The organism is Protofrankia sp. Cas4 (assembly GCF_963555915.1).
Classification (GTDB): Bacteria; Actinomycetota; Actinomycetes; order Frankiales; family Frankiaceae; genus Protofrankia.
The window spans coordinates 1-9,844 of sequence record NZ_CAUVXL010000209.1 but is presented as its reverse complement, the minus strand read 5'-3'; the positions used below and the strand labels follow the sequence as shown (position 1 = coordinate 9,844).

Sequence of the window (9,844 nt, the reverse complement as noted above, 5' to 3'; positions counted from 1 at the left end):
GTTGCATTGGGCGCAACGATGTTGCAACTAGCACAAGCGGCACCGAGGAGAAGAGCCCAGGCCAGTCGCCTCGTCTGCGCGTGCTGCGCACCAGGATCGGCAGTGCCGCAGGCTGATCCAGGACAGCTAGAGCTCCGCGAGCCTGGACCGCCGGCTCCCGAGTCGTACGCGGACCCAGGAATCGATCATGACCAGCCGAGGAATACAACGCGGTTCGAACATTGCCGCCTACCAGTTTGCACCTGGGCGTGCCGCCGCACACGGTTCGGGACATCGCCGGACACTCGGCGATCGAAGTTTCGATGACGATCTACGCGCCTACGTCCCTCGGCCAGATGCGGGACGCGTTGAGCAAGCTGGACGATCAGCTTCGCTGACGTTGCCGTCAGGGTTGCCGCCACATGAAGAAAACCCCCTTGGTCGAGCGAAGCTCGACACGGGGGGTTTCGGGGGGCTTGGCCCCCCGGTGGGCATCGCGGCTGGCACGAGGCTGCACGTCGGTGCGGCGAGTAACAGAAGTTAGCGCGTGGGCAGGGGCGGGGTCGAACCGCCGACCTTCCGCTTTTCAGGCGGACGCTCGTACCGACTGAGCTACCTGCCCCGGTGCAACCATCCTGCCGAACACGGCCCAACCAGGTCGCCCCAACCGGTGAGATCAACATTACGCTGACATCAACCGATGGTGCGAGCGCGGTCCTGACGGGATTCGAACCCGCGACCTCCGCCTTGACAGGGCGGCGTGAACTCCAGGCTTCACCACAGGACCATGCTGTGTGCTGTTCAGTTATATCACGATCTCGCTTGCGATGTTGTGCCTCTGTACGACTCTGCACCTGTGAGGCTCAGCGCCCCATCCCTCAGACCCACCACCGCGCCTGGCTGGCAGGGGCTTCGCTCAGGAGTGCAACAGCAGCATACAGGATGGCGGGGCGGTCCGGGGTGAGTGGGCCTGCACCTGCGCGGGGGCGGGGCACGTACCCCGCTGTGCCGTCGTCGGTCGACACCCACAACCTCCGGTGCCTCCCTCCTCGCACCTCGCGATCTACCCGCCCCGGCCCCGTTTCTTGATCCACGCCACTATTGCCCGGCGGTCCTACTCCGATCCTTTCCGGTCCCCACCGGTTGCCTACCCGGCTGGCGTCCCGCTAGAGCTGTCGGTGCCCGAGCCGTGACGGCCATGCGGCATGTTGAGCGCTTCGTCGCCGGAGTGCAGTTTGTCGATCGTGGCTTTGCCGTTGACGGTGGTGGTGTTGAAGGTGACAGAATCGCCAACCTTCAGGTCGCTCAGCTGCGCTTCACCGTTCTTGTCGATGTCGCTGTCGCTGGTGACCGCGTATTCGGTCGTGCTGCTACTGGTCTTGATGGTTACCGATGCCGACCCGACCGCGGTCACGGTACCGGTCTGATCGAGGGCGCCACCGTGCCTGACGCCACCGTGCCCGAAACCATGACCGTCGCCGTCGTTGTCCGGGGCGGTCTGGGTCGTCCCGGCTGATCCGCCCGGGCTCGGGCTCGGGCTCGAGGACGCCGCGGTGGCGCTGAGGGTGCCGCCCAGAATCGCTCCGGCCAGCACGCCGGCGCCGAGCAGCCCCGCCGCCTTGCCGAACCGACGTCGCTGCGGGGCCTGGTTCGTCGGGGATTCCGAGGACGGTGGGGATGGCGGTGCCGCCGCATCCCAGCCATACCAGCCAGGCTGATCCGTCATGTCGTGCCTCCTCCGGTACCGCCACCGTGGCGGTACCTACTCAGCGTGGTAGGTCGGGCTGGGCGCTACCTGACATCCGATTAGGAGAAGTTTAAGAGGTTGATGAAGGTCCGCTGAAAGGTCTTTTCGTGTCCTGTTTACCTGACAATCCTGCTCCGGTCGCCGTAGAGGTCTAGCAATGCGGAGGCACCCGGTGTGGCACCGGTTGCATGAGGAGGAACTGTGTCCCGCATTTTCCCGCGGTCGGCCGCCGCCGTTACGACCGGATTACTGGCCGCTGCCGTCATTGGTGGGGTGGCAGCCGCTGGCCCGGCCACTGCTACCGACAATCGTCACGGCCACGGGTCGACCCGACATGTGCTGTTGCTGTCCGTGGACGGCCTGCACCAGGCCGATCTGGAATGGTATGTCGCTCAGTATCCGGATTCAGCCCTTGCCCGCCTGGTCCGCCGGGGTACCGAGTTCACCCGGGCGCAGACACCGGTGCCGTCGGACTCGTTCCCGGGTCTGATCGCGCAGGTGACCGGTGGGAACCCGGCCACGACCGGGATCTACTACGACGACACCTACAACTCGCAGCTGCTGCCGGCGGGAACGACATCCTGCGCGGGTGTCAAGGCCGGTACCGAGGTCAACTACACCGAGGGCCTCGACCGCGACCCGACCTCGATCGACGCCGGTGCGCACCTGCCGGGCCTGCCCGGCGGCATCCTCGCGCTGACCGCGACACCGCAGACGCTGATCAACCCGGCCCTGCTGCCGGTGGACCCGACCACCTGCATGCCGGTCTACCCGCACTCCTACCTCAAGGTGAACACCGTCTTCGAGGTGGCGCGGGCCGCCGGGCTGCGCACCGCATGGTCGGACAAGCACCCCGCATACGAGATCGTCAACGGGCCGTCCGGTACCGGCGTCCAGGACCTGTTCACCCCGGAGATCAACAGTACCGCGATCGGCTTCGCTTCCGGTGACTGGACCAAGGACAACGCCGCGACACAGCAGTACGACAGCTACAAGCTGCAGGCGGTCCTCAACGAGATCGACGGCTACGACCACAGCCGGACGACGAAGGTCGGCACACCGGCCATCTTCGGGATGAACTTCCAGACGGTCTCCACCGCCGAGAAGCTTCCCCGCTCGGATGGTCTGACCGGCGGATACCTGCCCGGCGGCGTCACCCCCGGTCCGCTGCTCGCCCGCGCGCTGGGCTATGTCGACGCGAGCGTCGCCACGATCGTGGAGGAGATCCAGCGCCGCGGCCTGACCGGCAGCACCACGGTCATCCTGTCCGCGAAGCACGGCCAGTCGCCCACCGACCCGGCCGATCTCACCCGCGTCGCCGACGGACCGATCATCGACGGGTTGAACGCGGCATGGGCTGCGGGGCATCCCGGTGCGGCCCCGCTGGTGGCCTTCGCGGTCGATGACGACGTCCTGCAGTTCTGGCTCAGCGACACCTCGGCGGCGGCGACCGCGTTCGCCCGTACCTTCCTGCTCACCCACCCGGCGGCGGGCAAGACGATCGACGGCACGCCCACCACGTTGCCCGCCTCGGGCCTCACGGCCGTTTACGCGGGGGACGGGGCAGCCGCGTTCTTCGGCACCCGTCCCGGTGACCCGCGCCATCCCGATGTCGTGGGTGTCGTGACGCACGGCGTCGTGTTCACCGGCGGTACCGGCAAGATCGCCGAACATGGCGGGTCGGACCCGCAGGACCGTGACGTCGCGCTGGTCGTGTCCGGCGCCGGCGTTGAGCACCACGAGGTGGACGGGCATCGGGTCGAGACCACCCAGATCGCCCCGACGATCCTGGCCCTGCTCGGCCTGGACCCGGACGCGTTGCGGGCGGTACGGATCGAGCACACCCGGGCGTTGCCGCTGCGCTGAGGGATTTCTCCTCGGCAGGTCTGCGACAGCGGTACCTGAGGGCGGCCGGGACCACCCATTTCGGGTGGTCCCGGCCGCCGTCGGGAAAGGCCTCGACATCTGCCCGTGGGCACGTCGCGCCGGGGGCGCCGGAGTGGTCGTCATCGGCAGGTGGTTAGATCATCAGGTGTTTGTTGTTGCATACCTGTCCGCTTTTGGTTGTGCTGTGTGCTATGGGGCCGGTTCGGTGCTGCAGTCGGTGGGCGCGCGCCGGCTTGTCACCGCCGGCGCGCTCGATCCGCGTCTGCTGCCACGGCTCGCGCGACAGCTGCCCTACCTGATCGGGCTGGTACTCGACCTTGTCGGTTGGCTGCTATCACTGGTGGCGGTGCGATCGCTGCCGCTGTTCGCGGTCCAGGCGACCCTCGCCGGCAGTGCCGGCGTCACCGCGGTACTGGCTGCGGTGTTCCTGCGCAGCCGTCCGGGACCGGCGCAACTGCGCGCGCTGGCGGCGCTCGGTGTCGGCCTGATCCTTCTTGCCCTCACCGCGCAGCCCGCGCCGCCGCGTCCGGTGGGCACCATCGCGACCATAGTGATCGCGCTATTCGTTCCCGTCCTGGTTGCCGCCAGCGCGGCGGCGGGCCGATCCCTGCGGGGAGAGCGCGCCGCTGTGGTGCTCGGAGCGCTGTCGGGGCTGGCGTTCGGCGGGACCGCGCTGTGTGCACGGGCGTTGGACGCCGATCACACCCTCGGCGCTGTCCTCACCGACCCCCTTTCCTGGGCACTACTGGCCTACGGTCTGCTCGGGTTGAGTGCGTTCGGAGCCGCGTTGCAACGCGGCTCGGTGACGCTTGTCACCGCCAGCCAGGGCGCGGCGGAAACCCTCATCCCGGCCGCGATGGGGTTTGCGCTGTTGGGGGACCAGGTCCGTCCGGGCTGCCTCCCGCTTGCCGCGATCGGGTTCGTCGTCGCCGTGGCCGCAGCGGTCGAGCTCGCAATCCTCACCCCACCCGAGCAGCCGTCTGCGCCACCTCAGCCGGATTTGTTACCATCCGTCAGCCGGACACGGTGACTAAGAGCGACCGGCAATAGGGGACACGGCGTCGCGGGGGTCGTCGACCCGGTTGGGGATGCGCGGGGATAGCTGTGCCATCGTTGCCACCATGGCGACAGGTCAACTCCAACAGAACGTGCTTCGGGACCGTGCTCGACGCGCAATGAGCAAGGTCCCGGAAGTGACGGCGTACTTCTGGATCACCAAGGTGCTGACCACCGGCATGGGGGAGACGACGTCAGATTACCTGGCCCACCAACTCAGCCCGATGATTGCCGTCGGTCTCGCCGGCGTGTGCTTGGCGGCCGCGCTGGCGCTGCAGTTCTACGTCCGTCGATATGTTGTCTGGATCTACTGGACAGCAGTTGTCATGGTCAGCGTGTTCGGCACGATGGCGGCTGATGTCCTGCATGTCGGACTCGGCATCCCGTACCTCGTGTCAACCGCCTTCTTCATGATCGCGCTGGCCGCCATCTTCACGGTCTGGTATATGAGCGAGAAAACCCTCTCCATTCACAGTATCCACACCCGTCGCCGTGAGGCGTTCTACTGGGCCACGGTAATGGCGACGTTCGCGCTCGGTACCGCACTGGGAGACATGACCGCGACAACCGCGCACCTGGGGTATTTCTCCTCGGGTGTGATGTTTGCCGTCCTGATGGCCGTCCCGGCCCTGGCCTACCGGCTGGCTGGTCTGAACGGGATTTTCGCCTTCTGGTTTGCCTACATCGTGACCCGGCCGCTCGGTGCCTCCTTCGCCGACTGGATGGGGGTGTCGCATGGTCGCGGTGGCCTTGAACTGGGTACCGGTCCGGTCAGCCTGGTTCTGGCGATTGTGATCGTCGGTTTCGTCAGCTTCCTGGCGGTGACCCGCAGGGACGTTGCGCACCCGTCCGTGCCTGGCTGGCCCGCAACCCCCGCCCGCGGCGACGATCCGGCGGATGCCGGCGGCGTCTGGTAGCGCGATCTAGTCGTACCGGCTCGTGGCGGAATCCGGCGAGCGGCCGGGCGCCATATGGCGCCCGGCCGGCTTCCCGGTGGTTTTCTTTCCGTTTGGTCGCCTGCCGGCTAACCGTCAGTCGGCTGGGTGCTCTGGTACCAGGGCGACCAGTATGAGTGCCGGTGGCGGCCAGTGGCGGCGGCAGCGTCGGCGGCGGGGTTTCCGCTCTCGCTCCCACTCCCGACCGAGCTCCCACTCCCGACCGAGTCCGCCGACGGCGACTGTGTGGCGGTCGGAGCCGTGTTGGCGACGCTGCCGACCTTTCCAGACCAGCACGACTGCGATGAAACCCACGGCGTCGTACCCTGCTGGGCGTATAGCATCCGGGCGCGGTTCCACTGCTCGGCAACGGAGGCGTTCTGCGGCAGACCGGTCCCGCCGACTGACTGCCACGTGCTGGGAAGGAACTGGAACAGTCCGCCGGCGCCTATCGAATTGACGATTGTCGGGTTGCCGCCGGACTCGCACTGAGCAATTGCCGACAACGTCTGGTCGTCCGACGGTGCCGCGCTGGCGGGCCCCGAGATTCCAATGCCGACACCGCCGACGGCGGCGGCGAGTGCCGGAATGGTGATGAGCGCGCGGGTGTATCTACTGGTTGGTCTGCTGCCGCGATGGCGGGCGCGCGAACGGGACATGGCAATGCCCTTTCCCCACGCCTACGAGGTGAGCTGTCGGGTTCGGGCTGGGAAATGCCCGGCCGCATCGTGCGGCTTCACCCCAAGGACGCCGGGTGGCGCCCGGAAAGTGGTTCCCCCGCTCCTGCCGTTGGTTTGACGATCATCGGACGGGGCAGGACTCGGCGTGTTTCGTCCGATGCGTGCTTTCGTTGCGAAGGCACGGCGGAACCCTATCGGCTACGGCTGGTCGGCCGGCAAGGGGTGGTGAAGAAGCGCACAGTCGAACATCGACCCTTGATTTCGGTATTGATCACCATTAATGCGCGTGCGCGCGCGTTCATTTTAACCAGCCAGCACCGATGGAACGTTTCCGTGACATGAGTGCCACCTTTTGGCGCATATCTTGATGCGCTTTGTGAAAAGTCCGGTTGACCGGATGACACCCGATCTCTTGCGGTAACCGGTAGTTTGGTTACTGCTGTGACGCCAGCCGATCCGAGCTCGCACCCGCCCTGTCGGGCGTGAAGGGCCCGAACGAACCCAGTCCGGTGTTGATGAGCTGGGCCGCGCGGTGGACGTCGGCGGTCACCGCCTGGTGGACCTGTGCGGGTGTGCGGGTGCCGTCCAGGTATTTCCTCAGGCTCTGGAACTGAATGTGCCAGAGTTCGAGCAGAGCGGTTGCCGCGATCTGCGGTTCTGGGTCGTCTGGGTTCATCCCGGCCCGCTCAGCCATGAGCTGGGCGGCCACGGCGATGAGTCGGTCGGTCATGTCGCGCTGGTGGACTCGCAGCGCGGACGTGGACATGATCATATTGCCGAAGCGTTGGATCGTGGTGGCGGCCTCGACCGGGTCGTCCTGCATGTCCAGCCAGGACGTCATGCCGCCCAATTCACCGTCCAGGATTCGCAGCACCGCGTCGATCGGTGCGACCCCGGGCTCGGCCAGGCCGGTCCGCAGCGAGGCCATCGTCGCGTCCAGGCGGTCCAGGACCAGGGACTCCTTGGTGGGGAAATAGTTGAAAACCGTCTTCTCCGACACCCCGCACGCCTCGGCGACCTCCGACACTCGGACGGCGTCGAAGCCCCGATCCATGAACATCTGCGTCGCCGTGTCGGTCAACTGCTGGCGCATCAGGCGCTTCTTGCGCTCCCGCAACCCTTCGGCGTCGGGTGCCCCGGGCCCAGGGGTGTGCGCTGCCGTCCAGTCCACCGTGCGCCTGCTCATGCTCTCAGCGTAGTCCAGTCTCTGTAAAAGTTCTGCTACAGTAATTTTCTAGCTGCTGAAATTAAATCGCCTACGGCGCAAGGAGCCTCCATGAGCAACATCCGCATCGTGCGTGACTACCCGCATCCCCCCACGAGGGTCTGGCGTGCCGTGACCGATCCGGCGCTCATCCCGCTGTGGACCTCGACGGGCCAGGGGGGGCGGCCCGAGGGCTTCTCGACCGCGGTCGGCACCCGGTTCCAGTTCGTCGCGAAGCCGCGGCCAGGCTGGCGGGGGATCGTCGACTGCGAGGTCCTCGAGGCACGCGAACCATCCCTGCTCCGCTATTCCTGGGTCGGCGACCAGAACGGCGACGCGACGTACGTCACCTACCGGCTCGAGCCGCACGCGGGAGGTACGCGCTTCACGTACGAGCACACTGGCTTCACCGGCGTCGGTGGGTTCCTCCTCGCAAAGCTGGTGCTGGGCCCCGTCCGGAAGAAGATGCTCCGCGTGGGCCTCACAGCCGTGCTCAACGACGTCGACGACAACGGCATGTCTCGCCCCACCGCTGGTGGCAACGGCTGAGTCCAGTACACCCGGCTGTCCCTGTCCACCGCCTTGGGGACGGGGACCCGTGGCGTCGCCCCGCGTGACCCGGGCACGTTCGGGTTGCCGGGTGCGCGAAAAGAGCCATGATCGCACACCCGGCGGCCGACCGGTTGAGAGCGCCCCTCGGCTGACTAGATGAAGTCGAGCAACGCCGTGTTGACCTGGTCGGTGTGGGTCCAGGCGATGGCGTGCGGCCCGCCTTCGATCACGACGTAGTGAAGGTCTTTGATCAGCCCGGGGAGGCGGTTGCCGGTAGGGCCGATCGGCAGGATTCGGTCCTGATCACCGTGTACGACGAGCACCGGAATGTCGAGCTTGGCGACGTCGTCGCGGAAGTCGGTCAGCCAGGTCGAGATGCACGCGACGGCTGCGATCGGCGACCCGGCAGTGGCGATGTTCCAGCTCGCCTGGAGCGCCTGGTCGCTGACCAGGGTGCCGCCGTAGACGTCGATGTTGTAGAAATTGTCGAGGAACTGCTTCAGCCACAGGGGCCGGTCCGCGCTGGCGGTGGCGATGAACCCGTCGAACAGGCTCTGCGGTAGGCCCTCGGGGTTGTCCTCGGTCTGCAGCAGGAACGGGGGGATCGGGGAGACCAGCACCGCCTTACGCACCCGCGTCGAGCCGTAGGTACCCAGGTAGTGGGTGACGTCCCCGGAGCCCATCGAGTGGCCGACCAGCACCGCGTCGCGCAGGTCGAGCTTCTCCACCAACGCGTGCAGATCCGCGGCGAAGGTGTCGTAGTCGTAGCCGACGGCGGGCTGGCTGGAGTTGCCCCAGCCGCGTCGGTCGTAGGTGATCACGCGGTGGCCGGCGTCGAGCAGCACCGGAACCTGCTTCTCCCAGGCGCTGCCGCTCAGCGGGTAGCCATGGCTGAGAACGACCGGCGTCCCGGTGCCGTGGTCCTCGTAGTAGATCTCGATCGTGGCGGAATTCTCTTTACCGACAGCGACGTAGGGCATGTTGCTCCCCTTTCGTATGACCCGGCCGTGATGGCACACCCTCGCCCGAGCCGGACGTTCCCGGGCGGCTCTAAATATGCTGAAGGGGTTACGCCTTGGTCGCATCCTGTGGCCGCCTAGAGGCCATGGCTGCTGGCGAAATATGCCAAGCGCTGCCTGAGCGCATACGCGCTATCATGACGCGATGGCGACGATCCAGATCAGGAACATCCCCGACCAGGTGTACCTGACGTACAAGCAGCGCGCTCTGCGCGCTCGACAGTCCCTGCAGGATTACCTGCTGGGCAAGCTCGTCCAGGACGCCCAGCAGTCCACCCTCGAGGAGATCCTGGACCGTGCGCAGGCCAACGCGGTGGAGTCGGTGACCACCCACGACATCCTCACCGAACTGGACCGTGGACGGCCCCCGCTTTGATCGTCATCGATGCCAGCGCCCTCGTCAAGGTCCTTGTCGAAGACAGTCGCTCAGCCGATGCGGTACGCACACGGCTTCGTGGTGAAACCATCACCGCACCGAGCCTCATCGATGCGGAAATTCTCTCGGTCCTGCGGGGGCTAACCCTCGGCGGAAAGCTACCCGAACAGCGGGCACGTACCGCACTGTCGTTACTTACCACGATTCCGCTCCAACGCGCGCCGCTGCTCGCGCAACTTGCGCGAACATGGCAACTGCGTGCCAACTTCAGCGCATATGGCGCGTTCTACGTCGCTCTCGCGGAATTTCTGGATTGTATACTGATCACCAGTGATGCTCGCCTCTCCCGTGGCACCGGCGCCACCTGCCCGATCGAGGTATTCCTGTAGCCGCGATGCGGCCAGAGTCA

At 66.5% G+C, this 9,844-nt stretch carries 10 protein-coding genes, 2 tRNA genes, 1 pseudogene and 1 riboswitch; of the genes and pseudogenes, 6 read left to right on the top strand and 7 right to left on the bottom strand.

Going from position 1 to position 9,844, the window contains the following annotated elements; translation table 11 throughout:
• Nucleotides 1-527: 527 nt before the first annotated feature.
• The 3 genes from U9979_RS19135 to U9979_RS19125 form a co-directional block, all read right to left on the bottom strand.
• Nucleotides 528-601: transfer RNA gene (locus U9979_RS19135), tRNA-Phe, on the bottom strand.
• Between the two features lie 90 nt (nt 602-691).
• Nucleotides 692-766: transfer RNA gene (locus U9979_RS19130), tRNA-Asp, on the bottom strand.
• A 360-nt stretch (nt 767-1,126) separates the two neighbouring features.
• Nucleotides 1,127-1,705 (bottom strand): hypothetical protein, encoded by a 579-nt coding sequence (locus U9979_RS19125; RefSeq protein WP_322751629.1) that lies wholly within the window; start codon nt 1,703-1,705, stop codon nt 1,127-1,129.
• A gap of 222 nt (nt 1,706-1,927) precedes the next feature.
• Here U9979_RS19125 and U9979_RS19120 point away from each other — a divergent pair, with 222 nt between their 5' ends.
• From U9979_RS19120 to U9979_RS19110, 3 genes are all read left to right on the top strand, one after another.
• The gene (locus tag U9979_RS19120) at nt 1,928-3,592 is read left to right on the top strand and encodes an alkaline phosphatase family protein (protein ID WP_322780469.1); all 1,665 of its coding nucleotides are present in this window, start codon (nt 1,928-1,930) and stop codon (nt 3,590-3,592) included.
• A 166-nt stretch (nt 3,593-3,758) separates the two neighbouring features.
• The gene (locus U9979_RS19115; RefSeq protein ID WP_322780468.1) at nt 3,759-4,643 is read left to right on the top strand and encodes a hypothetical protein; all 885 of its coding nucleotides are present in this window, start codon (nt 3,759-3,761) and stop codon (nt 4,641-4,643) included.
• 91 nt (nt 4,644-4,734) lie between these two features.
• Nucleotides 4,735-5,586 (top strand): hypothetical protein, encoded by an 852-nt coding sequence (locus U9979_RS19110; protein WP_416210768.1) that lies wholly within the window; start codon nt 4,735-4,737, stop codon nt 5,584-5,586.
• A 114-nt stretch (nt 5,587-5,700) separates the two neighbouring features.
• Here U9979_RS19110 and U9979_RS19105 read toward each other — a convergent pair whose 3' ends face one another.
• The 3 genes and pseudogenes from U9979_RS19105 to U9979_RS19095 form a co-directional block, all read right to left on the bottom strand.
• Complete coding sequence (locus tag U9979_RS19105; RefSeq protein ID WP_322780473.1) at nt 5,701-5,919, bottom strand: hypothetical protein; 219 nt, start codon at nt 5,917-5,919, stop codon at nt 5,701-5,703.
• 53 nt (nt 5,920-5,972) lie between these two features.
• Nucleotides 5,973-6,263: pseudogene (locus tag U9979_RS19100) on the bottom strand (transglycosylase family protein); the annotation flags it as partial.
• Nucleotides 6,264-6,267: 4 nt separating this feature from the next.
• Nucleotides 6,268-6,440, bottom strand: a riboswitch (cyclic di-AMP (ydaO/yuaA leader).
• Between the two features lie 277 nt (nt 6,441-6,717).
• Nucleotides 6,718-7,470 (bottom strand): TetR family transcriptional regulator, encoded by a 753-nt coding sequence (locus U9979_RS19095; RefSeq protein WP_322780466.1) that lies wholly within the window; start codon nt 7,468-7,470, stop codon nt 6,718-6,720.
• A 90-nt stretch (nt 7,471-7,560) separates the two neighbouring features.
• Between U9979_RS19095 and U9979_RS19090 the strand changes: the two genes are divergently transcribed.
• On the top strand, nt 7,561-8,037 hold the full coding sequence (locus U9979_RS19090) for an SRPBCC domain-containing protein (protein ID WP_322780465.1): 477 nt from the start codon (nt 7,561-7,563) through the stop codon (nt 8,035-8,037).
• A gap of 155 nt (nt 8,038-8,192) precedes the next feature.
• Here U9979_RS19090 and U9979_RS19085 read toward each other — a convergent pair whose 3' ends face one another.
• Nucleotides 8,193-9,020, bottom strand: a complete 828-nt coding sequence (locus tag U9979_RS19085) for an alpha/beta hydrolase (RefSeq protein WP_322780464.1) — start codon at nt 9,018-9,020, stop codon at nt 8,193-8,195.
• Between the two features lie 184 nt (nt 9,021-9,204).
• On the opposite strand from U9979_RS19085, the gene U9979_RS19080 reads away from it, so the two are divergent.
• Complete coding sequence (locus U9979_RS19080; protein ID WP_322780463.1) at nt 9,205-9,435, top strand: hypothetical protein; 231 nt, start codon at nt 9,205-9,207, stop codon at nt 9,433-9,435.
• Nucleotides 9,432-9,824 carry a type II toxin-antitoxin system VapC family toxin gene (locus tag U9979_RS19075; RefSeq protein WP_322780462.1) on the top strand — a complete coding sequence of 131 codons (393 nt, stop codon included), beginning with the start codon at nt 9,432-9,434 and terminating at the stop codon, nt 9,822-9,824. The genes U9979_RS19080 and U9979_RS19075 overlap by 4 nt, the downstream gene beginning before the upstream one ends.
• The last annotated feature ends 20 nt before the right edge of the window (nt 9,825-9,844 follow it).